The 23,075-nt window shown below is 63.4% G+C and carries 22 protein-coding genes; 14 read left to right on the top strand and 8 right to left on the bottom strand.

What is annotated here, in order from left to right; genetic code table 11:
• Nucleotides 1-3: 3 nt before the first annotated feature.
• From J3P91_RS26220 to J3P91_RS26205, 4 genes are all read right to left on the bottom strand, one after another.
• The gene (locus tag J3P91_RS26220; protein ID WP_014340738.1) at nt 4-345 is read right to left on the bottom strand and encodes a carboxymuconolactone decarboxylase family protein; all 342 of its coding nucleotides are present in this window, start codon (nt 343-345) and stop codon (nt 4-6) included.
• 90 nt (nt 346-435) lie between these two features.
• The gene (locus J3P91_RS26215) at nt 436-2,844 is read right to left on the bottom strand and encodes a penicillin acylase family protein (RefSeq protein WP_434602175.1); all 2,409 of its coding nucleotides are present in this window, start codon (nt 2,842-2,844) and stop codon (nt 436-438) included.
• A 344-nt stretch (nt 2,845-3,188) separates the two neighbouring features.
• Nucleotides 3,189-5,111 carry a type III effector gene (locus J3P91_RS26210; protein WP_434602173.1) on the bottom strand — a complete coding sequence of 641 codons (1,923 nt, stop codon included), beginning with the start codon at nt 5,109-5,111 and terminating at the stop codon, nt 3,189-3,191.
• Nucleotides 5,112-5,324: 213 nt separating this feature from the next.
• The gene (locus tag J3P91_RS26205; RefSeq protein WP_434602172.1) at nt 5,325-5,813 is read right to left on the bottom strand and encodes a CesT family type III secretion system chaperone; all 489 of its coding nucleotides are present in this window, start codon (nt 5,811-5,813) and stop codon (nt 5,325-5,327) included.
• A gap of 151 nt (nt 5,814-5,964) precedes the next feature.
• On the opposite strand from J3P91_RS26205, the gene J3P91_RS26200 reads away from it, so the two are divergent.
• The gene (locus J3P91_RS26200) at nt 5,965-7,083 is read left to right on the top strand and encodes a transglycosylase SLT domain-containing protein (protein ID WP_434602171.1); all 1,119 of its coding nucleotides are present in this window, start codon (nt 5,965-5,967) and stop codon (nt 7,081-7,083) included.
• A 159-nt stretch (nt 7,084-7,242) separates the two neighbouring features.
• Here the strand turns inward: J3P91_RS26200 and J3P91_RS26195 are convergent, their stop codons facing one another.
• A complete protein-coding gene (locus J3P91_RS26195; RefSeq protein WP_434602170.1) occupies nt 7,243-8,400 on the bottom strand; it encodes a serine hydrolase domain-containing protein in 1,158 nt (385 codons plus the stop codon).
• A gap of 166 nt (nt 8,401-8,566) precedes the next feature.
• Between J3P91_RS26195 and J3P91_RS26190 the strand changes: the two genes are divergently transcribed.
• A complete protein-coding gene (locus J3P91_RS26190; RefSeq protein ID WP_434602169.1) occupies nt 8,567-9,781 on the top strand; it encodes a cytochrome P450 family protein in 1,215 nt (404 codons plus the stop codon).
• Between the two features lie 108 nt (nt 9,782-9,889).
• Here J3P91_RS26190 and J3P91_RS26185 read toward each other — a convergent pair whose 3' ends face one another.
• Nucleotides 9,890-10,486, bottom strand: a complete 597-nt coding sequence (locus J3P91_RS26185; RefSeq protein WP_434602168.1) for a GNAT family N-acetyltransferase — start codon at nt 10,484-10,486, stop codon at nt 9,890-9,892.
• The gene (locus J3P91_RS26180) at nt 10,483-11,034 is read right to left on the bottom strand and encodes an RNA polymerase sigma factor (RefSeq protein WP_305498082.1); all 552 of its coding nucleotides are present in this window, start codon (nt 11,032-11,034) and stop codon (nt 10,483-10,485) included. Before J3P91_RS26180 ends, J3P91_RS26185 begins: the two co-directional genes overlap by 4 nt.
• 450 nt (nt 11,035-11,484) lie before the next feature.
• Here J3P91_RS26180 and J3P91_RS26175 point away from each other — a divergent pair, with 450 nt between their 5' ends.
• The 12 genes from J3P91_RS26175 (at nt 11,485) to J3P91_RS26120 (ending at nt 22,483) form a co-directional block, all read left to right on the top strand.
• A complete protein-coding gene (locus J3P91_RS26175) occupies nt 11,485-12,480 on the top strand; it encodes a TyeA family type III secretion system gatekeeper subunit (RefSeq protein ID WP_434602167.1) in 996 nt (331 codons plus the stop codon).
• Nucleotides 12,477-14,564, top strand: coding sequence for a type III secretion system export apparatus subunit SctV (gene sctV / locus J3P91_RS26170; protein ID WP_434602166.1), 2,088 nt, complete (start codon nt 12,477-12,479; stop codon nt 14,562-14,564). The genes J3P91_RS26175 and sctV overlap by 4 nt, the downstream gene beginning before the upstream one ends.
• 159 nt (nt 14,565-14,723) lie before the next feature.
• Nucleotides 14,724-15,617 (top strand): FHA domain-containing protein, encoded by an 894-nt coding sequence (locus tag J3P91_RS26165; protein ID WP_434602165.1) that lies wholly within the window; start codon nt 14,724-14,726, stop codon nt 15,615-15,617.
• On the top strand, nt 15,617-16,975 hold the full coding sequence (locus tag J3P91_RS26160) for a FliI/YscN family ATPase (protein ID WP_434602164.1): 1,359 nt from the start codon (nt 15,617-15,619) through the stop codon (nt 16,973-16,975). Before J3P91_RS26165 ends, J3P91_RS26160 begins: the two co-directional genes overlap by 1 nt.
• Nucleotides 16,962-17,381, top strand: a complete 420-nt coding sequence (locus tag J3P91_RS26155; RefSeq protein WP_434602163.1) for a hypothetical protein — start codon at nt 16,962-16,964, stop codon at nt 17,379-17,381. The genes J3P91_RS26160 and J3P91_RS26155 overlap by 14 nt, the downstream gene beginning before the upstream one ends.
• A complete protein-coding gene (locus J3P91_RS26150; RefSeq protein ID WP_434602162.1) occupies nt 17,371-17,925 on the top strand; it encodes a type III secretion protein in 555 nt (184 codons plus the stop codon). Before J3P91_RS26155 ends, J3P91_RS26150 begins: the two co-directional genes overlap by 11 nt.
• Nucleotides 17,922-19,022, top strand: a complete 1,101-nt coding sequence (sctQ, locus tag J3P91_RS26145; protein ID WP_434602161.1) for a type III secretion system cytoplasmic ring protein SctQ — start codon at nt 17,922-17,924, stop codon at nt 19,020-19,022. Before J3P91_RS26150 ends, sctQ begins: the two co-directional genes overlap by 4 nt.
• A complete protein-coding gene (gene sctR, locus J3P91_RS26140; protein ID WP_305498095.1) occupies nt 19,019-19,672 on the top strand; it encodes a type III secretion system export apparatus subunit SctR in 654 nt (217 codons plus the stop codon). The genes sctQ and sctR overlap by 4 nt, the downstream gene beginning before the upstream one ends.
• Nucleotides 19,673-19,681: 9 nt before the next feature.
• Complete coding sequence (gene sctS / locus J3P91_RS26135; RefSeq protein ID WP_305498097.1) at nt 19,682-19,936, top strand: type III secretion system export apparatus subunit SctS; 255 nt, start codon at nt 19,682-19,684, stop codon at nt 19,934-19,936.
• Nucleotides 19,936-20,733: a type III secretion system export apparatus subunit SctT gene (sctT, locus tag J3P91_RS26130; protein WP_305498098.1), complete on the top strand. Its 798-nt coding sequence runs from the start codon at nt 19,936-19,938 to the stop codon at nt 20,731-20,733. The genes sctS and sctT overlap by 1 nt, the downstream gene beginning before the upstream one ends.
• Nucleotides 20,734-20,748: 15 nt before the next feature.
• Nucleotides 20,749-21,849 (top strand): type III secretion system export apparatus subunit SctU, encoded by a 1,101-nt coding sequence (gene sctU / locus J3P91_RS26125; protein ID WP_434602160.1) that lies wholly within the window; start codon nt 20,749-20,751, stop codon nt 21,847-21,849.
• 115 nt (nt 21,850-21,964) lie between these two features.
• Nucleotides 21,965-22,483: a type III effector gene (locus J3P91_RS26120; RefSeq protein WP_434602159.1), complete on the top strand. Its 519-nt coding sequence runs from the start codon at nt 21,965-21,967 to the stop codon at nt 22,481-22,483.
• A gap of 133 nt (nt 22,484-22,616) precedes the next feature.
• Here the strand turns inward: J3P91_RS26120 and J3P91_RS26115 are convergent, their stop codons facing one another.
• A complete protein-coding gene (locus J3P91_RS26115; protein ID WP_434602158.1) occupies nt 22,617-23,066 on the bottom strand; it encodes a type III secretion system chaperone in 450 nt (149 codons plus the stop codon).
• Nucleotides 23,067-23,075: the final 9 nt, after the last annotated feature.

The following is a 23,075-nucleotide window of genomic DNA, read 5'->3' as shown; positions in this document are numbered from 1 at the left end:
CGGCTACTTCTTCAGCGCGTCATGGGCCTCCAGCGCCCGCAACGAGTAAATGTAAGCCGCGCCGGCGTTCAGCGAGACCGCCGTCGCCAAGGTCGCGGCGATTTCCTCGCGAGTGGCGCCGGCCTTGATGGCGGCATCGGTGTGCACGCCGATGCAACCATCACAGCGAGTGGTGATCGCCACGGCGATGGAAATCAGTTCGCGGGTCTTGGCATCGAGCACATTGTTCTCGGCCGCCGCTTCATCCAGGGCCATGTAGGCCTTGACCATTTTCGGATTGCTTTTTCCCAGGGCGCCAAAGGCGCTCTTGATGGTGGGCAGCAGCTCGGACCAGTTATTGAACATTGCATGGACTCCATTGAGGTAAACGGGGTTTGGGCCCCTGTAGTCTTGACCATCAATGGCGATCGAGCCTGCCGACGGTCAAGAAAGGATTCAGGGCTGTGCCCTGGCGGGCAACAGTTTCAAGGTGCCGCGGGTGTTGGCCGTGACTTCCTCCTCCGCGAGGTGGGCCTGGTGATACAGCCCTTCGATGTAGGCATCGGCCTGGTCTTCATAATGTTTGTCGAACGGCACGCCGCTCTGGCCGACCGGATTGATGGTGACGCTGTGGGTCGGGTCGGCGAAGTCGATGATGCGTCGAGTGGAGGGGCCGTAGGTCACCGGCCAGGGCGCCGGGCCGATCCTGGCCGAGAGGTTGTTGGGCACTTCATGGGTACCGGGGGCGGCGAACGGGCCGACGTTGAAGACCCGGTCCAGCGGTTTCTGTTGGCCCAACGGATGCCCGTGGGTCAGGGTGTGGGCCTTGCCCCATTGCCATTGGCTGGCGTCTTCGCCCAAGGTGGCCTTCAAGTGCACCAGGCTTTTGTTCCACGCCTTGATCACCGTATCGGTACGGGTTTCAGTGCCCAACGTCGAGCGGTCGTCCCACCAAGGCGAGTCTTTTGCGGCGGCCAGGCGTGGCAGCGCGGCATCTATCACCCGGGTCGACAGTGCGGTTTCGAAGAAACCATCGCCCAGTTCATCGCGCAGGGCCGCGTCGGCCAGCTCGTACAGGAACTGGTTGAACAGCGTGGCGTTGACGGAATCCAGCGGGTAGTCGCCCTTCCATCCAGCCAGTTGTTCCAGCCACTTGCGCTCCTGCGGGTCGCTGACCGCTTCGCGCAGTATCGGCAACAGCGGCGCAAGCAGGCGCGGGCCATAGGCGGTGGTGGTGCCCAGTTGCAGCTTCTGGGTGGTCTGGATATCCCATTTGGCCTGTTTCTCGCTCAACTGCCGATCCAGCTCCTGGCCTCGGTCGGCAAGGTTGTAATAACCGGGAATTTCGATCCCGCTAGCCGGCACCGGCTGGAAATTTGCCGAGAGAACGTAGCCCCTGGCCGGGTTCTCTTCCTGGGGATTGCTGCTGAAAGGCAGGAAGCCCGGTTTTTCCGCTTCAGCGCTACCGCCATTGAGAATGAAACCGGGCTTCACACCCTCCGGGCGCTTGGGCAACTGCGCCGCGGCCCACCAGCCGATATCACCCTTGGCGTTGGCCCAGACCACATTCAGGCCCGGCGCGTGGATCCTGGCCGACGCGCTGCGAGCCTTGGCGAGGGTGTCGGCGCGGTTGAGCTGGTAGAAGGCTTCGAGGATCGGGTTGCGGGTTTCCAGGAACCCCCACCACATGGCGATCGGCGTCTTGCCGGCATTGGCGCCGAGGGCATCGTTGACGATCGGGCCATGGGGCGACTGGCGCAGCACCAGGGTCACGGCTGCCTGGCCTTTGACGGCGATCTGCTGTTCGCTGCGGGTCATGTCCACCCATTGGTCGCGATACCAGACCTGTTCGGGGTTGTCCGGGTTGGTCTTCTCGGCGATCAGGTCCAGGTCGTCGTTCTGAAACATGGTGATGCTCCAGCCGAAATCCTTGTTCATGCCCAGCGTCGCAAAGGGCACCAGCGCCTGGTATTGGCCGTAGAGCTCGAAACCCGGCGCCGACAAATGCGCCTCGTACCACACCGACGGCGCGGAAAAACGGATGTGCGGGTCACCCGCCAGCAAGGGCTTGCCGCTGTGCGTGCGGCTGCCGGAAACCGCCCAGGCGTTGCTGCCTTCGAACTGCGGCAGGCCATTTTCGGCCAGGGCCTGTTCGCTCAGGCGCGCCAGGGCGTTGAGGTCTTTCCAGTCATTGTTGGTCAGGGACGGACCGCTTGCGGGATCTTTTTGCAGGACGCCCTGAGGCTGCCAATCGAGGTCGAAGATATTCAGGTACTCGGCACCGAGTTTGTCACGCACGTAAGTCAACAGCGGTTCGGTGCGAAAGGCGGCGGCGAAGCTGTACGCCATGTAGCCGATGATGCTGGCGGTGTCTTCAGCGGTGAAGGGCCGCTTGGGAATGCCCAGCACATCGAACTCCAGCGGCCGCGTATGGGTTTGCTGGTAGGTATTGATGCCGTCCAGATAAGCCTGCGTCGCGATCCACGCCGGCGACTGGCGATCCTGCTCGGCTACATGGCTGGCGGCGCGTTCGCGGATGCGCAGGCTGCGCATCAGCTTGTCGGTGTCGAGCAGCTTCGGCCCGAGGATCTCGGCCAGCTCGCCACGGGCGAGGCGGCGCATCAGTTCCATCTGGAACAGTCGGTCCTGGGCGTGGACATAACCCAGGGCGCGGTACAGGTCGGTTTCGTTCTCGGCGCGGATATGCGGCACCCCACGTTCGTCGTAGCGCACCGTCACCGAGCCTTGCAGCCCCTGCAGCTGCACGGTGCCCTGGCGGGTGGGCTGCTTGCTGTAGAGGTAGCCGCCCGCGACGATGATGGCGGTGACAACCAGTGACAGGAAAGCGACGAGCAGGCGTTTCATGGTCATTCCTTATGCGAGTGGCAGCGGTCCCGTTGGTCCCCTGTTTAACACGCGAGCGCTTCCCGACGCATCGTTCCTCGGGAGGATTTTTCCCAACTCGAGCGAATCCCCGTGGCGAGGGAGCTTGCTCCCGCTGGGCTGCGCAGCAGCCCCAGAAGCCAGGCACCATGGTAATTCAGTCATACCGCATTGGCCGGTTTACGACTGCTTCGCAGCCGAGCGGGAGCAAGCTCCCTCGCCACGGGGGCGGTCGGAGTATGTCGCGAGGGCTGGCGCAGGGAAGTTCCTGCGGCCAGCGTGGAAGGAGGGATGCCGGGCCACCGAGCGATGGTCCGGCGGCTTTCTCAGTTAGGTCGAGGGGTGGGTGTTGGTTCGTTGGACGGTCCGCTCTGTGGCGGGGCTTCGCCGCGTTCTGCCAGCTCCATGTTGTCGCCAGCGGGCGCTTTTTTCCGATTCGTTACCAACCCCTTGGCAAAGTCGGAGGTGATGTTGAGCGCGGAGAGGCTGCCCTGCGGAACAATCTGGGTCAGCCCGCGGGTGACGTGATAGACGTTCTCCAGGTTGCGGGTCAAACCTTCGGTCTGGGTGTGTGGCAGGGTGTCCCGGTTAGGGTTGGTTACGTTCTGCCACGGTACCTGTGCCCGCTTGGCAAGGTCGTCAGTGCCGTCGCTCAGTGCCTTGTTCTCGAGCGGTGCCGCCACGCTGTTGGCAAAGAATGGGAGCAGCGTCAGGCCGGACGAGAAGAAGGTAGTGACGATCTGCTCCATTTTTTCTTTGACTTCAGGGTCTTCACCCACCGCGGCGGCATCCCCAACGCCGGTGCGCATGGCGATCCCTGGGCCCACCCCCACGATCCGGTTGGCCAAGTCACTGACATTGGCCATGCTGATCGGGTTGAGCTTGCCAGTCGCCTCGGCAAACGCCTTGGGCAGGAGTTCTTTCCACTCGCGGTTTTCCTTCGTGACGCGGTAGGTGGGGATTTGCTCATCGCCATGGGTCTGGGCATATTTGGCAACCGCCTGCCCGCCCGCCATGAAGGTGCCGCCTACCGCAGAGGCGACACTGCGAGCTGCGATACCGGAGGCGTTGACGGACGTGAACTGATCTATCGTGTCCCTCACCGCATGAGCCGCGCCGAAGGCGAGGTAACCGGTGAAGTCGCCGCTCATGGTGCCAAAATTGTTGGCGTTCTGTTTGAGTTTGAAATCGGCTCGCTTTTCGCTCTGTGTCGCGTCGATGGTCTCACGTTGGGCGTTGGCAACCCGGCGTCCGTTCACGGTGATGTCTTGCAGGGCCTTGGGGTATACCGCCAGCGGGTCGACCTTTTCCAGCCCCCGGCCGATCGTCTTGTCGACGACGACCTGGACAAACGGGCGCAGGCCATCGCTGATTACCTTGTGGGCGGTACCCAGGACGGTTGACGTCGCCGCCACATGTTTCCCGAAGGACTGGTCCGCCATCGCCTCGTCGATCGCCGCGGTGGCGGCGCCGAAGTGTCCGGCAGACGCGAGGCCTTGGGGGATTCCTGCGTCGGCAAATACAGCCAGGCCTGTCACGAAGCCGCTGTGGGTCTTGAGTTCGGCCACGTAGTCCTGGCGTGCGACGTTCTTCAGCGCGGTGTCCAGCACCTCGTTTTTTTTCGTCGCCGCTGCCAGCTTGCTAGGTTTGTCGTCCTCCTTCTTCAGCAACCCGCCAAGCTCTTTGTTGACCTCACGCAACTGGCCTAACTCATCCCTCGCCTTGTCTCGATCGGCCTGGGGAAGGCTCTCGTTGTTCGCCGCTAGTTGCGCGTGCTCGATCCGGCTTTCCATGAACGTGTTCAGCCGCTGGGGCATGTCCTGCGTCATGGCTTGCGTGACGCCTTTGGCATAACCGCGAAAAGCTTCATGACTGCTGCGCAGCAGCTTGAGATCGCCTTCTCCCGGGGTTTGATCGATCACTTCCTGACACAGCGAATGATAGGCACCGAGGGTATTACCAACGCGTTCGCAGTGCTTGTCCCAGACCGCTTTGAAACCTCCGCTCTCTTCCCTGTCGCCCTCGTTCTTGGCCAGGTACTCGTTGAAATCCTTGGCGAATGCTTCGGTTTCTTCCTGGCCTGACAGCATCGGGTGGGGCGTGCCGCCGAGTTCGGCGAGGTGCTTCTGGATGTCTTGAAAACTGGTCCCTGGTGCGAAGTCCAGCACGGTGGCCTCCAGCGCCATATGCTGCCGCGCATAACCGATGGGGTCGTTATCAGGGCTTTTCTTGCCGAGGTCCTTGATCAATGCGGTCAGGCGATGCTGCCTGGTCTTGAGCGTGTCCTGGGTCTTGTCGCTCGCTTTCCCTTCAAAGTGGTAAGGCACCAGGGGCGTGGTGGATGGGCGGACCTGATCGGACAGGCTGGGTCTTACCGGCGTGATCCGATCGTCCTGTTGGGGTAACGGCGCCGAACTTGAGGTTCCGCCTACTGATACTGCTGGCATGTCGTGTTCTCCTTCCTAGATCGACAGGGCGTTGTTGAGCCCTGCGCTACGCGGGGTGGGTTTGTGCTGGGCGGTCTTGGCGGCGTCGTCTGGGCTGGCACCGTCGAAGAAATAGCCATCGCGCCAGATCAGCGCCATGTCGGCGGCACCCCCCATCAGCCCGAGCAGGCGCTCGGCTGTGAGGCCGTCCAGCGGGACGTGGCCGATCAGGACCACCTGTTTGCTGTCGCGGTTGTACGACAGCGATGGACAGAACGCGCCGCTGAGCAGATACAGGTTGGTTTCCAGCAGCCGTTGCAGGACCGCTTCACGATTCGCCACGGGCAGGGGGCCGAAGCCGCAGTAGATGAAGACGTCTCCCTCGCCCACGCCAGGCGTGTGCTTCAAGGAAAAGTCCACATCCTTGACCGACAGGTTCGCCTCTTCGTAGAACGCTGACGGGCTGGGAATCATCGTGAGTTCGCACAGCTGATCGATCAGCTTGCAATAGGTGGGTGACGCCATGATGGACCTCGCATTGTCATTCAGGCACCGACGAGCGCCTGCTGCCCCTGATGAGTGACAGCCGAGGCATTTCGGTTCCACGGACCGGTGTGGAACCGCTGGCCGGTGATCTGCCACCCAATGGCGCCACCTCATTCAAGGTTGACCGCCCATGTCCCGATCACTTGCGTCTTCGCCAGCTCTGCGATCCATCCCCAAAGGCTTGTCCATGCTGGCCATGGGGACCTTGCTGTACGGATGCCAGCATCTCGAACCACAGTTGACCATTGGCGACCGTTTCGCCAACGAGCCTTACCGCGCGCAGCTACGCTGGCTTGAGCCGGCGCCCACGGACACGATCATCGAGATTGGCGAGTCATCCCCGCAAAGCGGCGGCAGCCTGTGGGCGCGCATGCGCCAGGGATTTTCCTTGCAGACCCGGACCCAGGGCGTGGCCCGCATCGACGAGCAGCGTCGCTGGTTGATGGAGCGCCCGGCTTTTCTTACCCAGACCGGCCGTGCCGGTAGCCGTTACCTGCACTTCATCGTGGGCGAGCTGAACAAGCGCAACATGCCCCTGGAGCTGGCTTTGCTGCCGGCCATCGAAAGCGGGTTCAATCCCAATGCACGTTCGCCTGCGCAGGCGTTGGGGCTCTGGCAGTTCATTCCAGCCACCGGACGCCGTTACCAATTGCAGCAGCACGGTGACTACGATGAGCGCCGGGATATTCCATCCTCCACCCGGGCTGCCCTGGATTACCTGTCTTACTTGCACGATTACTTCGACGGCGACTGGCTGCTGGCGCTGGCTGCCTACAACGCCGGGGAAGGGCGGGTACGCGACGCCATCACGCGTAACCGCGCCCGTGGCCTGGCGACCAATTACTGGAATCTGTCGCTGCCCGGCGAGACCCAGAATTACGTGCCGCGGCTGCTGGCTTTATCGCAACTGATCAACACTCCCGCGGACTACGGCGTGAGCCTGACCCCCATTGCCGACCAGCCGTACTTCCAGATGGTCGCCTTGGCGCAGCCGGTGGACCTGGCGCAGCTGGCGCAGTTGTCGGGGGTGCATGAGCGGGAGTTGCGCATGCTCAACCCGGCCGGCCGTGGCCGCGTAATGGGGCGTTTGCTGATGCCGGTGGAAGCATCGCGCAAGTTGCTGGCGCAACCGGACATGATCGCCAAGGCCGCGTTGCCCCGGGTCGGCGATGGCGAAGAGCAAGTGGTCGCTTCGCCAGATACGGTCGAGCCGCAGGTGGCCGAGGCGGCAGTGCCACCTGGGGTGTGAGCGCACTGGTGCAATACGATTCGCTTGTTGATATCTAACCCGTGGCGAGGGAGCTTGCTCCCGCTTGGGTGCGTAGCGCCCATCAGACAAATGGGTTCGCTGCGCAATCCAGCGGGAGCAAGCTCCCTCGCCACGGATTAACATCGCCGATTCCGGATTTTACAAACAATCCATCGCAACATTCGCCAGGCCGCGTGCGCGAGGATCCATCAGGACGTAGGAGCCGATGGTGTTGCAGGCGAAGCCGAACGCCACGCCGCGCTCCGGGTCGGCAAAGCCGATGGTGCCACCGGCGCCCATGTGGCCGAACGCGCTCGCTCCCATGCCGTAGCTGCCGTTCGCCACGTCCGGCTGATCGAGCATGATGCCCAGGCCGAAACGGGTGGCTGTCTGGATCGTCGGGTCGTATTCGGCGCTGTGCTCGCACAGCATTTCGTTGAGCAGCGGTGATTCCAGCAGGCGTCCGTCCAGCAGGCCGGCGTAGAACGCCGCCAGGCTGCGGGCGTTGCCGTGGCCGTTGGCCGCCGGCTGGGTCATCCGCTTCCAGCCGATTTCGTTACTGCGCCCCAGCACCATCGGCGGATTGGCGAAGGCCAATGAACTCATGGCCGTCGGCTCGTTGAGCAAGAACTGCAGCACTCGGCCAAAGGCCTCGTCATCGACGTCGTCCTTGGTGCGCGCCATGTAGGCGCATCGAGCGATGTCCGCGTCGTCCAGGCCCATATGGAAATCCAGCCCGAGTGGCAGCGCCACCCGCTGGTGGATGCTTTGCGCCGGGGCCATGCCATCCACCCGGCGCAGCAATTCACCGAGAATCCAGCCGAACAGCAGCGGCGAATAGGTCTGCTGTTTGCCGGCGTCGGCCCAGGGCTGCTCCTCGGTGATCAGGTCGACCATGGTGTCCCAGTCGTAAAGCGTTTCCGGCGCGAGGGGAGTGCGCAACGCCGGTAGCCCGGCGCGATGGCACAGTACCTGGCGCACGGTGATGGATGCTTTGCCGGCGTTGGCGAATTCGGGCCAGTAGCGGCAGACCGGCGTGTCGAGGTCCAGGCGTCCCTCGCCCACCAGCTGCATTATCGCCACTGCGGTGAACGGCTTGGTGCAAGAGAACAGGTTGAGCAGCGTGTCGCGCTGCCATTGGACGTCCGGTTCCGGCCCGGCAATTCCGGCCCACAGATCGATCACCGTTTCGCCGTCGATCTGGATGGACAGGGCGGCGCCGCGTTCGAAAGGGCTTTTCATCAGTTGGATAAAAGCCTCTCTGACCGGCTCGAAGCGAGGGTCACAGTGGCCATGGATGGCAAGTGCATGCGTCATGTCAGCTCCACGCGGGGTTGGGTTCCCCTTGAGTGACGCTGGCCGGGCAAACGGTTCATCCGGTGACAGGCGATAGGGGGCTGGTGGGCGAGCTTGCGCTGGCAGGGATCTTTTTACGCCAGTCCAGCCACTCATGGGCAACGATTCCTTCCTCTGGAGAGTGTTCATGGCGTACGAGCGGACCCTTGATTTGAATAGCGACGCGTTTCGCGGCGAGGCTTATCGGCACTATGCGGCGCTGCGCCAGGCGTCTCCGGTGTTCCTCAGCCAGCCCGACGGGCAGTTGCCGATGTGGTACGTCACCGGTGCCCGGGAAGTCGAAGAGGTCCTGCTGGACAATGATCGCTTCGCCCGTGATCCGTCGCGCATCGATCCGCGATTCGCGGCGATGCTCGGCGGCGAGCAGTCCATCGCATTTCTCAATGAGCACATGCTCAACCGCGACGGGGAGAGCCATCGCCGCCTGCGTCGCCTGGTCAACAAGGCCTTCACCTTGAAGGCAGTGAACGCCATGCGACCGCGCATCGAACAAATCGCCGAGACGTTGCTGGACGCAGTGCAGTCGAGCGGACAGATGGACGTCGTGAGCCAATATGCCTTTCCTCTGTCGATTACCGTCATCGCCGAACTGCTGGGCGTCCCTGCTCAGGATCGCGACGATTTCCGGCGCTGGTCCCACATGATTGTCCGGCAGGTGGGCCATGACCTGAGCGAACTGCAGCGCTGCTACGAAGAATTTGCCCACTACATGCTCGCCTTGATCGAGCAGCGCCGGGCCCAACCGGCCGACGATCTGGTGTCGGCCCTGGCCCAGGTCGAGGAAGAGGGCAGTATGCTCAGCCGAAGTGAGCTGTGCAGCATGATCGCGCTGCTGATCATCGCCGGGCACGAAACTTCGGCATCGATGATTGGCAATGCCGTGCACACGCTCGTGCAGCATCCTGAGGCATTGATCCAATTGCGGGATGAGCCGACATTGATGCCCGACGCGGTGGAAGAGTTCTTGCGTTATGACTCGGCGGTGGAACGGGCCATGGTTCGTTTCGTCACCCGGGACACGGAACTGGCCGGACAGCGTTTGCAGCGGGGGCAACTGCTGGTGGCGGTGGTGGGGGCGGCCAATCGTGACGAGGCGATGTGCGCCGATCCGGACACACTGGACATCACTCGCCCGGCCTGCCCGCACATGTCTTTTGGCAAAGGTACTCATTACTGCCTGGGGGCTTCGCTGGCGAGGCAGGAACTGGAGATAGCCTTGGCGACCTTGCTGCGGCGTTGTCCCGGGCTGCAATTGGCGGTGGAGCCCAGCGCCGTGCGCTGGCGCTATGTACCCAATTTCAGGGGGCCGGATGCGTTGCCGGTGCGTTGGTCGGTGGATTGACCCGGTGGCCAAGTGGGTTTGCGGGTAAGTCATCGCCACGAGATCAACGGTTGCCAGTGCAAAAAATGGCAACGGCTCGCCCGGCCTCTTGCCGGACGAGCCGTTGATTCAGGCCAGGCTGGCCTCCCTTGTCTTCGCAGGCACTGAAGCGCTGACGGGTGTGGTGTCGATAGGCATCAGGTCCAATCCATAGAGCACCACATCCGCACGTTTGTCAGCGAATCGGGCGATACCCGGAAAACGTCCCCATAGCGTCGCTCCCAATCCTTGCACGCCCCGCTTGCTCGCCTCGTTGTGCTCGATGATCCAGGCCACCAGCGTCTCGAAACCATAACGTCTGGCCAACACCACGGCGGCCTGGCCGAGGCGAATGCCGACGCCGCTGCCAATGTGGTCGTTGCGCACATAGATCGATACTTCGCCGGTCAACCGGCAGGCCTGGGCACCCCAGCAGAAGCGGTTGACGATCAACCAGGCGACCACCTCGCCGCCGCGCTCGAGCACGTAGATCGGGTCACCTTCCTTGACGAAACAATCGACGAAGAACGTCATTTCCTTCAGGGAAAACGCTCTGAGTACCGGGGAACTGGTTCCCCCCAGAGCGCTTTCGTTGAAGATATCCGTCATCACCGGCAGGTCATCGGGCGTATAGCGACGTACGCCACGTGGCAGGTCGGCTCGGCTGTTCAAACGATTACGGGTCATGGCCGGGTTTCTCCATAGACGCTTTTCTTGAGTTGTTCACGGGCCCGAAACAATCGTGAGCGCACGGTGCCGATGGGCACGCCCAGCCGTTCGGCGGCATCGCGGTAGCTGCTCTCGGTGTCCACGGCGGTCCACAAGGTGTCGCGCATGTCCTTGGGCAGGGCGTCCATCGCCAGCAGCGTGCGGTCCAGCAGCCGCCGGTTGTCGCACAATTCACTCAGGTCGATGTCGTCGCTGGATTCGTGAAAATCGCTTTCGTCGAACGTGCTCAGTGGCGGTTGCGCATAGAAACGGCGGAAGTGATTGCGTATCAGGTTCAAGGCGATGCCGCATAGCCAGGTGTCCGGCTTGGCCAACCCCTTGAATTTTTCCTGGTTGCGCCAGGCTTCCAGATACGTGAGTTGGATGATGTCGTCGGCGTCGTCTTGATTGAGTACACGCTTTTGCACAAACAGACGCAGCTTACGCTCCTCGCCGAAGCTGACACCGGGCGCACTCGGACGTGTCGGTGAGGTTTGCGGGGGAAGCATGAGGTTCAGGCTGTTCATCAATAAATCCCTCTGAATGGGTTCCCTGGTGTCGACGGGTGTGTCGACTTTTCCCCTTCAGCAGGACCTGTGCCAAGCCGGATTTAACGCTTATCTAGTTGAAATTTAATGGTTTTTTATTAGTGCAAGTGCTCTATTTGTGCAAGGCCGTGCACGGCTTTCCAGACGTCCACTGCATGAAATTGCACCGACCGGCTCTTCGGGAAACGGCCCGCGGACGACTCGGTCGTTCGCTTTAGAAAAGCCCGTGATGGCGATGGAACCGAATGGTGGATCACCGCCACCCACTGAGCGTCCGAAACCACGCTCCCGGCCATCATGAAAGTAGAAGCCCCGACAAATGCGCACATTGCCGCCAATCTCGCCCAGGCCGTTTCGGCTGTCGCGGGCGTTGGCAGGCCTGTCGAGTCGTCGCAGGCCACGCAGTCCAGTTCGATGGAGGAGGTCGGCATGACCTTCAGCCATCATGTGGAACGCAATACCAAGGCGCTGAACCAGCGCCGCATCCGTAATGCCCGCAGCGAGGTGGGCCAGGTGCGGGTCGAGACCCGTGAACAACTGGAAGAGTGGTACGACCAACTCGGCCACCCAGGCAAGCAGAGCCTGGGGGCCATGGCTGCCCAGGCCGGCGTCTTGCTCGGTGGCCAGCCGGTACTTGAAGAACTGGTGCAATCGACTGGCGGAGATCCGGCCCGCACCGACCTGATCCTGAAGCAGGCACTGCTGGACGCCGAGACGCAGGGTCGTCTCGTCGAAGCCAAGCGTGCCCGCGACTATCTGCAACTGTTGCGCGAGCGTTATGGCGCGCAGATCCAGGCCGGCATGAACATCGCCGAGGCCCTGCGGGCCTCCGGTGGCGATCCGGAACTGCGCCAGGCGGTACGGCGCCTCTATTACGACACCGTGGTGCTCAAGCAATCCTTGCCCACCATGATGCAGGCGTTGCTTGGCCTGTTCGGCGAAGCGGCATTCGTCTCGGGGCTCGACATGATGCGCCGCGCGCTGGCTGATGACATCGCCGCCCATGCCCCTTCGCGGCCTACCGCTCTGTTGCGTACGTTGCTGATCGGCCTCGCTGCCTCGACGCAACTGAGCAGCGTGCTGCAAAGCTGTCGCCGTTTGCTCGAGCAACTGGCCTACAGTTGCCCGGCCAGCCAGCTCACGGCCGTGCTGTTGCTCCAGCGCATGCTGGGGTTTGTCAGCAGCGGCCTGTCTTCGGCAGAGGTGCGTCGCATCGGCCGTGAATTGGGCGGCGATCAAGAGCGCGACCAACTGGTCTCCTTGAACGGCTTGTACCCCTTGCTCAAGCGTTTGCCGCTGGCGCTCTGGCGCGATGCCAAAAGCCGCCAGAGCGCGCTGAAGAATCTGCTCGTGCTGCTCGATGAGCGTTCCCGTGGCGAGACCCGTGGACAAACCGCCGAACCGGTTATTGGAGCGCGTCCATGATCGCCATGCTGAACAAAGTCGCCCAGGCGGCGGTGCAACGTATCGAGGTGGCCGGCGCGTTCGTGGTGCTCGGCATCGTGTTCATGCTGATCCTGCCGTTGCCGACGGCGGTGGTCGATGCGCTGATCGCCATCAACATCTGCATCTCTTGCCTGCTGATCGTGCTCTCGCTGTACCTGCCGCGTCCGTTGGCGTTTTCCTCGTTCCCGGCGGTGCTGTTGCTGACCACTTTGTTCCGGCTGGCGCTGTCGGTGGCGACCACGCGCTTGATTCTCCTCCAGGGCGACGCGGGTCATATCGTCCAGGCGTTCGGCAATTTCGTGGTGGGGGGCAACCTTGCGGTCGGGCTGGTCATCTTCCTGATCCTGACGGTGGTCAACTTCCTGGTGATCACCAAGGGCTCCGAGCGGGTCGCCGAAGTGGCGGCGCGGTTCACGCTGGACGCGCTGCCTGGCAAACAGATGTCCATCGACAGCGACTTGCGGGCGAACCTCATCGATGTCAGCGAAGCCCGCCGCCGCCGCGAGGAACTGAACAAGGAAAGCCAACTGTTCGGGGCGATGGACGGGGCGATGAAGTTCGTCAAGGGCGACGCCATCGCAGGCCTGGTGATCGTGGTGATCAACCTCATCGGTGGCTTCTCGGTCGGCATGGTCCAGCATGACATGAGCGCGTCCGACTCGATGCACTTGTACGCCGTGCTGACCATTGGCGACGGTCTGATCGCGCAAATTCCGGCCCTGCTGATTTCCCTGACCGCCGGCATGATCATCACCCGCGTCTCGCCGGAAGGACAGCCAGCCGGCAGCAGCGTAGGCAAGGAAATCGCCAAGCAGTTGACCGCCGAGCCCAAGGCCTGGGTCATCGCTTCGGTGGGAATGCTCGGCTTCGCCGCGTTGCCCGGCATGCCGACGCTGGTGTTCATCGTGATCGCCTTGATCACCGGCACGGCGGGCATCATCCAGTTGCATGGCCGGGCAAAACAGGCCCGCCAGGCGGAGCAGTCTGAAACGGTCGTCACCCCGGAACACAATGGCGCCGAGGACCTGCGCAGCTTCGACCCGACCCGGGCCTATCTCTTGCAATTTTCCAAGGCGATGGAAGGCAACCCGGCCGCCAAGGACGTTATCCAGTCGATCCGCAAAAAGCGCAACGCGCTGGTCGCAGGTTTTGGCCTGACCTTGCCGCCCTTCGAGATCGAATACAGCACGCAGCTGGAAGACGACGAGTTCCGGTTCTGCGTGCACGAAGTACCGATGTTGCGGGCAACTTTCGGTGACCGCGTGGCGGTGGCGCGCGGGCCGCTGCCATTCGAGCCGCAGGATGCCCGGGTCGGCAGCGAAGTGCGTGACGAGCATCAATGGCTTTGGCTGGCCCCCGACGACCCGCTGCTGGCGGACGAGCGCGTGGAAGCGGTGCCGGCGGGGGAGCTGCTGGTGGAACGCATGAGCCGGGCCATGTTTGCCACCGGCCCGCAGTTCCTCGGCCTGCAGGAAAGCAAGTCGATTCTCAGCTGGCTCGAAGCCGGACAGCCAGAGCTGGTGCAGGAGCTGCAGCGGACCATGCCCTTGGCCCGTTTCGCCGCCGTGCTGCAACGCTTGGCAGGCGAAGGCGTGCCGCTGCGGGCGGTGCGATTGATCGCCGAGTCGTTGATCGAGCATGGGCAGCACGAGCGCGATGTCGGTGCGCTCACCGACTACGCCCGCATCGCCCTGAAGTCGCAGATCTATCACCAGTACCGTGATGAAGACGGCTTGCACGTCTGGCTGCTGACGCCGGAAACCGAAGGGCTGCTGCGCGACGCGCTGCGCCAGACCCAGACGGAAACCTTCTTTGCCTTGGAAAGCGTACATACCCGCGCCTTGGTCTTGCAGCTGCGCGAAGGCTTCCCGTTGCGGGCCAAACGCGTGGCGGTGCTGTTGGTCGCCCAGGACTTGCGCGCGCCGCTGCGTGACTTGCTGCGTGACGAGTTCAATCACGTACCCGTACTTGCCTTCAGCGAGTTGCACAGCAATGCCCAGGTCACCGTGCTGGGGCGCTTCGATCTCGAGCAGGAACAACTGCGGATCGAGGACGCCGCATGAGGGTTTTTTCCCCTCGGCGCGTGGGCAGTGCTGCCACGGGTAACGATGTAAATCCAGGCGCGTTCGATGGCCTGGCTGTGACAGTGGACGAGGGCTACCCGTGCCCCGTCGTTCAACCTGATTGTGGGCGCACACCCGTCGCGCCTTGAGGAGTTGGCCATGTTCGAGCTGCGTGTATTGAGTGGTCTGCACCGAGGTGCGGCGTTGCCGCTGGTGGGCGAGCAATGGGTAGTGGGAGCGGCGGAAGACGCCGACCTGGCGTTATACGATCCAGGTATCTGCGCACATCACGTGGCCCTCAGGCAGGTTCAGGGCCAATGGCTGCTGGACTCGCTGGAGGGGAAGGTCTGTGATGCACAAGGCCAGCCCTGGATTCCCGCCGGGGCGTTGCAAAGCAATGCGCCTTTTTCTATCGCTGGCGTCTGGTTGTGCCTGGCCCCGGCGGATCAGCCCTGGCCTGAAGAAGCAGCCCTAGATGATGCGGCGCACCTGGCGGTAGAGCGCGAACCGCAAAGGGCCGCGGCGCGGCCTTCCTGGACCAAGCGCCTGGGCATCGCTGCCGCGGTGATTACCGTTGCCTCCAGCGCCTTGGCCTTCACCAGCCAGCCGGCACCGACTGTGGCGCCCGGCGCGGTGCAACAGCTCAAGCCGGCCAAGGTGGCCCTGGACACTGTCGAGGCGGTCCACCTGGAGCTCGATCGCATGCTTCAGGAGCGTGACCTGGATGCCCATGTGCAGACCGAGGTCCAGGACGGCCGACTGGCCCTGGTGGGTGAGTTGCCGCGTCAACGCCTGGCGATGGTCGAACGGCTGATCGAGCGTTTCCATGCCCGCTACGATACGTCGGTCGCGATCACGACCAACGTCAGGGAGCGGCTGAGTCAACTGCCGTTTCAGATCGCTCAGATCGTCGGCGGCAAACATGGCCACGTCGTCACGTCCGACGGCCGCCGGTTGTTTCTGGGCGACCAGATCGATGGGCTGCGCCTGACCGCGATCGATGCCGGCAAGGTCACCTTCGAAGGTGAGCAACGCTACGAGGTCACCTGGTGATGACGCAGGCGGCCATTGCACGGCTGGAGAGCTGGGAGGCCGGACAACGGGCGCATCTGCGTCGGTTCTCGCCGGTCATGGTGCGCGGACAGGTACAGCGGGTCAGCGGCATCTTGTTGCAATGCCGGCTGCCGGGAGCGCAGATCGGAGACCTCTGCCAGGTCGAACGTGACGCGCGCGAGCCGTTGCTCGCCGAAATCGTCGGCTTCGACCGTCACGATGCCTTGCTCAGCGCCTTGGGTGGCCTGGAGGGCGTGCGGGTCGGCGCTGTCGTGGAGCCGCTGGGCATGCCCCATCGGGTGACTGTCGGCCCGCAATTGCTTGGGCAAGTGTTGGACGGCTTCGGTCGGCCCCTGTTGGACGGTGGCGTGGGCGCTTTCGCCGGCGCGCAGGTGCTGCAGGCCTCGCAAGTGATTGGCGAGGCGCCTGCGCCGACCGCGCGACCGCGCATTCGACAGCCCTTGATGACCGGCGTACGGGCCATCGATGGCCCGCTGACACTTGGCGAAGGCCAGCGTGTCGGGTTGTTCGCGGGCGCCGGCTGCGGCAAGACCACATTGTTGGCGGAGATCGCCCGCAACGTTGACTGCGATGTCATTGTCTTCGGCTTGATCGGTGAGCGTGGGCGCGAGTTGCGCGAATTTCTCGACCATGAACTGGATGATGAATTGCGCGCTCGTGCAGTCCTGGTGTGCGCCACCTCCGACCGGTCCAGCATGGAACGGGCCCGCGCGGCATTCACCGCCACGGCCTTGGCCGAGGGTTTTCGCGCCCGCGGCCAGCGCGTCCTGCTGCTCATCGACTCGCTGACCCGGTTCGCCCGGGCCCAACGGGAAATCGGCCTCGCCGCCGGCGAACCGCTGGGGCGCGGCGGCTTGCCTCCTTCGGTCTACAGCCTGCTGCCGCGTCTGGTCGAGCGGGCCGGGTTGAGCAATGAGGGGGCGATCACCGCGCTTTATACGGTGCTCATCGAACAGGATTCGATGAACGATCCGGTGGCGGATGAAGTGCGTTCGCTGCTTGATGGTCACATCGTGCTGTCGCGCAAACTCGCCGAGCGCGGTCATTACCCGGCGATCGACGTGTTGGCCAGCCTTTCGCGCACCCTGGCCAATGTCGCCGAGGCCGAGCACCTTCGAGCGGGCATCAATCTGCGGCGGTTGCTGTCGGCCTACGAGCAGATCGAGCTGATGCTGCGCCTGGGGGAATATCAGGCCGGCGCCGACCCCTTGACCGACCTGGCGGTGGAGTCCCGCAGCGCCCTGGACGCATTCCTGCGCCAGGACTTGCGCGAGCCGGAGACGTTCACGTCGACATTGGCCCACCTCCAGCAATTGACCGCCTATGTCCCGGGCTGATCTGGACGCCCTGGCGCCGGTGCGCCGGCATCGCGAGGCGCAAGCCGAACGGGCCTGGCGCCAGCAGCGCGAGCTTTTGCGCGAGCGCCAGGCCGCGTTCGCCGCCGCGCGGGCGCGCTGGCAGGCAGCCTGTGAGCAGCAGGCGGCTCAGCGCGAGGCCCTCTACGGCGAGCACCGTGGCCGTGCGCTGAGCATTTGCGAACTCAATGCCTGGAGCACCGAGGAGCGGCGCTTGATCGGCGAGCTGGCGGAGCAAGCGCGGGCCTTGCAGGCGCTGGACGAGGAACAGGCGCAGCAGGCACGCCATACCGAAGCCGCGCAGCAGCGATTGCAAGGGCGCAGGCGTGACCTGGAAAAGCTCGGCGCCATGATGGAATACCTGGTGGAGGTTCCCGATGATGAATGAACGCACCGTACGCGGTGGACCGCCGCTTGCATCCGCTCGCCACGCGCCGCGTGCGCATGAGTACGCGCCTGTCCAGGTGAGTCGGGCCACCCGTCCGGCGGCCCGCGAGCCTGCGCCCGCTTCCGAACGCGACCCCGAAGTGATCGCCGGGCGCAGCGACGGCTACTGGTTTCGCCAATGGGTCGACGCACCTCGGGGCAGTTGCGAGGACGACACCGCCGGCGCCGGCTCCCTGTCAGGGTGGGTGGGTCTGGAGAGCGGCGAAGTGGACGCCTTTGTCGATCAGCTGTCGCCACGTCTGCGGGCCACGCTCGACCAGCAATTGGACCTGCTGCTGCACCTTCCCCACCTGGGACGGATCAGGGTCTCTGCGCAGCGTCTCGCCGGGACCTCTGGCTGGGACATTGGCCTGAGTGGCGAAACCGAAGAAGTACGTGCGCGGTTATCGAGTCGGTCCGGGCGCCTGGAAGAGGCGTTGGGTCAGAGCCTGGGCCAGCCGGTGACGGTGCGCGTGGCATCCGCAGAGGAGGCGAGTGCGACATGAGCGTACGTGCATTGGCGCTGCGATCGATGTGCAGCGATGACGCCGCCGCCCGGCAGCGCTTGGGGGCTGGCGTCAGTCTGCCGTTCGAGGTGGCGGGCGAAGCGGGCGTGGTGGAACTGACCCCGGCCAGCGGCGCGGCGAGAGCTACGTCGTTTGTGCTGGAGTGTGCGCAAGGTGCCCTGGCCCTCGACGAGCCCGGTCCGGTACTCAGCCTGTTCGGCGAGTGCCCAGTGGTCCTGCCCGCCGAGCCTTGCGCGGATGACGCCTGGTTCTGGGCGCTGTTCCAGCAAACCCTGAGCGAGTCCTTGCGGCAGGCATTCGGTTTTATGAGACCGCTGGCCGGTCACGTCGTCGAGGGCATCGCCTGCCGGATCGAGGTGAAAACAGGCGCGGCCCGTGCCACGAGCCATCTGGAAATCGCCGGGACGACCCTGCTGGGGGTGCTTGGCGCAGCGCCCTGGCAACGTCGGAATGTGCCCTGGGGCGATGACCTTGCGCTGGATGTTCCGCTGCCATTGGGGCACCTGACGTTGGCCGCCAGGCACGTGGCCGCGCTGCGCCCCGGTGACGTGCTGGTTCCGGAGTCCGCCCTGTTCGATCCATCCGGCCAGGGAATCATTCGCCTGGGCCGGCAATGTGCGCGGGTGCGGGTGTACGACCGCGCCGCGCCGTTGCGCCTGACCTTGCTCGCTCTGGAGGAAACCGCTATGAGCACCACCGCCGACACCGACATCCTGACGCCCGACTGGGACGACACCACTCGCTACGAACCCGACGTTCAGGCACCTGAAGTCGACGAGCAACCAGCGCCTTACCCCGTCGACTCCGATGCCACGCAGGCGCCGGTTGCAGATCCTACCGCCATCCGCGAGCGTTTCGACGACCTGCCATTGGCGCTGACGATACGTTGCGGCCACTTGAGCCTGACCCTGGGCGAGTTGCGCGACCTTGCACCCGGCTCGGTGCTCCAGGTCCAGGGCGTGGCGCCGGGCGCGGCGGCGTTGTTCCATGGCGAACGGGCCTTGGCCCACGGCGAACTGGTAGAAGTTGATGGCCGGCTCGGTCTGCAGATCACTCGCGTGGATGTGGCTGGATGAGCTTCCAGGGGGTCGACCCGTTTCTGCTGGCGCTGTTCATCGGCGGGATCTCATTGGTTCCCTTGTTGCTGATCATTTGCAGCGCCTTCCTGAAGATCGCCATCGTGTTGACGATTACCCGCAACGCCATCGGCGTGCAGCAGGTGCCGCCGAACATGGCGCTGTATGCCATTGCGCTGGCGGCGACGTTGTTCATCATGGCGCCGGTCGGCCACGACATCGCCGAGGAGCTGAAGGAGCGGCCACTGGATTTCAGCAATACCGAGGCGTTGCAGGGTTCTGCCTTGAACGCGGTAAAACCGCTGCAAGCCTTCATGTCGCGCAATACCAACCCGGACATCCTCACCCACCTGCTGGAAAACACCCAGCGCATGTGGCCCAAGGAGCGCGCCGAGCAAGCCAGTCGCGACGACCTGATGCTGCTGATCCCGGCCTTCATGTTGTCGGAGCTCGAGGCGGGCTTCCAGATGGGCTTCCTGATTTACATCCCGTTCATTGTCATCGACCTGATCGTGTCCAACCTGCTGCTGGCGCTCGGTATGCAGATGGTCGCGCCGATGACCATTTCGTTGCCGCTCAAGCTGCTGGTGTTCGTCCTCGTGCAAGGCTGGACGCAATTGCTCGACAGCCTGTTCTACTCCTACCTCTGAGGGCATGCGATGGACGCGATGACGTTGTTCAAGGAAGGCATGTTGCTGGTGGTCCTGCTGTCCGCGCCGCCCTTGATTGTCGCGGTGATCGTCGGCGTGCTGACTTCCCTGGTGCAGGCCTTGATGCAGATTCAGGACCAGACCTTGCCCTTCGGCATCAAGCTGGTGGCCGTCGGGCTGACCTTGCTGGTCACCGGTCGCTGGATTGGCGCCGAGCTGCTGGGCCTGTTGCGTCGGGCTTTTGAACTGATGGCCAGCACCTGATGACGACCCAGGCCTTCCTTCCCTATTTGGACTTGCTGCTGTCGATCGCCCTTGGCATGGCGCGTATCTATCCGGTGGCTTACCTGGTCCCGGTGTTCTGCTTCCAGCATTTGCGAGGCCTGCCGCGCCATGCCGTGGTGTTCGCCCTGGGCATGTTGCCGGCGCCGGGCATCCGCCAGGCCCTGATTGATGCCCAGGTCAGTTGGCTGACCCTGGCTGGGTTGATGTTCAAGGAGGTGGTGCTGGGCCTGCTGCTCGGGGTGCTGCTGGCCATGCCGTTCTGGCTGTACGAATCGGTGGGGGCCTTGCTCGATAACCAGCGCGGTGCGCTCATCGGCGGCCAGTTGAACCCGGCACTCGGCACGGATACGACGCCGTTGGGCCACCTGTTCAAGGAGATGACGATCCTGTTGCTAGTCGCCACCCTGGGCATCGGCACGCTGACCCAGGTGATCTGGGACAGCTATCTGGTCTGGTCGCCCACGGTCTGGTTTCCGTTGCCCGGCGCGGATGGTTTCGGGGTGTTCCTCGGGCTGCTTGCCGAAATGTTCATGCACATGATGCTTTATGCGGCGCCCTTCATCGGCTTGCTGTTGCTGGTGGAGTTCGCCTTGGCCTTGCTCAGCCTGTATAGCCCGCAATTGCAGGTCTTTGTCCTCGCCATGCCGGCGAAAAGCCTGGTCGGGCTGGGCTTCCTGCTGTTCTACCTGCCCACGTTATGGGACGCGATGACCGGCCGTCTCGGCCGTTACGGGGAAATCCGCAACCTGCTCCACCTGCTGTTGCAGGCGCCTTGAAGGAAGGGCTTGTTCATGAGTGAAGACAGCGGGGAGAAGACCAAGCGCGCGACACCGAAGAAAATCCGTGACGCCCGCAAAAAAGGCCAGGTCGGCCAGAGCCAGGACCTGAGCAGCCTGTTGGTACTCACGGCAGTCACCGAAGTGGCATTGACCCAGGCTGACAACAGCATGCAGGCGCTGGGTGAAATGGTTTTGTTCCCGTTGCATCGTCTGGATGGCGACTTCGTGCGCGCCTTCGAGGAAACCCTAGCCCATGCCGGTGGCGTGTTGCTCAGTTTCACCTTGATGACCGTCGGGTTGGCAATCGCCACGCGCCTGATCGCCGGTTGGGTACAGTTCGGCTTCCTGTTCGCGCCCGAAGCCCTTCACCCCGATCCGAACCGTTTGAACCCGTTGAACCAGGCCCAGCAGATGTTTTCCGCCCAGGCGCTGATCCAGCTGTTCATGGGGCTGGTCAAGGCAGTGTTCATCGCCAGCGTGCTTTACCTAGTGACTATGCCTGCCCTCGGGTCGTTGATCAGCCTGGTCAACGGTGACCTGCATGGCTATTGGCGCGGGCTCGCCAGCCTGTTCCGGCACATCATGCACATCTGTCTGGGCGTGTTGTTGGTGCTGGCGATTCTCGATTTTGGCCTGCAGAAATATTTCTTCGCCAAGCGCCTGCGTATGAGCGAAGAAGAGGTGCGTAAGGAATTCAAGGAAATGGAGGGCGATCCCCACGTCAAGATGCATCGACGCAGCCTGGCCCGGCAGTTGGTCGGCCAACCCGCCAGCAAGGAAACCAAGCCGGTGGAAGAGGCCGATGTGTTGGTGGTCAACCCGACGCACTTCGCCGTCGCGCTGCTCTATCGACCGGAGGAGACGCCGTTGCCGCAGCTCATTACCAAGGGCGTCGATGCGGATGCGCGTGCCCTGATCGAGCGAGCCAAGGCGGCGCGTATCCCGGTCATTCAATGCATCTGGCTGGCGCGAACGATCTACAAGGAAGACGTAGGCGGATATATCCCGCGGGAAACGCTTCAGGCGGTTGCGCACATTTATCGGGTCTTGCGCGAGCTGGATGACGAGGCCAAGGGCGAGGTGATCGAAATCCCGGAGCTGAACCTGCGCTGAGGTCGATGGAACCGGTGCGCACCGGGGTGCCACTCAGGTAGTGAGCCCGGGATCGCCCGGGCGAAGCCGGCTTGCCGGTAGTCCCACCGCACACACCGACTCGTGGAGATTCCCTATGCCTGAACCCAATTCACTGGCCAATTCCGTAAGGGGCACGGGTGCCCTGCATGGCGTCGACGGCTTGCACTCGTCGCGCTCGCCCTCGTTGAGCCAGCAGCCTCGCGACGCCCAGCAGCGTACCGGCACTCAAAGCCTGCATGGGCGGGGTCGCTCGTCTTCGTCGCCCCCTGCGGTTCACCAGCGCGGCCGGACCCGGACACGGGGTGCCGAGCGCACGGCTACGCCGTCTGACGATCGACCGCTGGATGACACCCAAAGCCCCGGTTCCACCGCGCCGCCTCGCACGCCCGACTCGTTCATGAGTGAGATGGAAACCCGTCAAAAACAGTTGATGGAAAAGCAGTTCGATATGCAGATGCGAATGGAGGAGCGTCAGAGCGAAATGATGATCGTCAAGAGCTCGGCCGACATGGCCAAGTTGATGAGCGACACGGTGACGGAAGTCACCAAGGGCTTCATGGACACTGCGAGGAGAGTCATGCAGGAGGGAGGTGAGGCGATGAAACTTCGGTAAGGCTCGCAATGACTTGGAAAAACGCTGTACCCGTGGCGAGGGGAGCTTGCTCCCGATGGGCTGCGCAGCAGACCTTTTGTGAGGGCTTCGCCCTCAAGCGGGAGCAAGCTCCCTCGCCACGGTTTTTTGTTGTCTAGCCGAGTCGTGTGCGACTTGCGTTGAGCGAGGCCGGGCGTGGGCAACCAGGCGTAGCGGACGGCATCAAGCGTGCGCGCACCTCGCCGACCTGGCCGATGAAACCGACGATCCAATGGCAGAACTGCGCCTCATCGAGCATCGACAACGGGCAATGGGCACACAAGCGAACGCTGCCCTTTTCGTCCAGGGCCAGCCAACTGCCGCCGAGCAGATCCAGTCGAAAGTTGAGCTCCAACAGGCGCTTGTGCAGGCCAGGTGCATGGGCTGGCACATCGATCGCGCAATGGAGGATGGCCACGTCGCCGTGGTCGGGCAGCTCGATAATCACGGCTTCCCGGTTGCTTGCGTCATACAGTGCGCAGACGCCGCCCTCCAGTTGCAGCTGCGCATGCAGGTGTTCCGCGAGGGCTGAGATCAAGCGCTGGGCGAGCGGTGTGGTGGTCATGCAAAGCCT

Origin of the sequence: Pseudomonas sp. Z4-7 (assembly GCF_051131965.1) — a bacterium.
GTDB lineage: Bacteria > Pseudomonadota > Gammaproteobacteria > Pseudomonadales > Pseudomonadaceae > Aquipseudomonas.
Note: the sequence above shows the minus strand (reverse complement) of the source record. Positions and strands in the feature narration are given on the sequence as shown.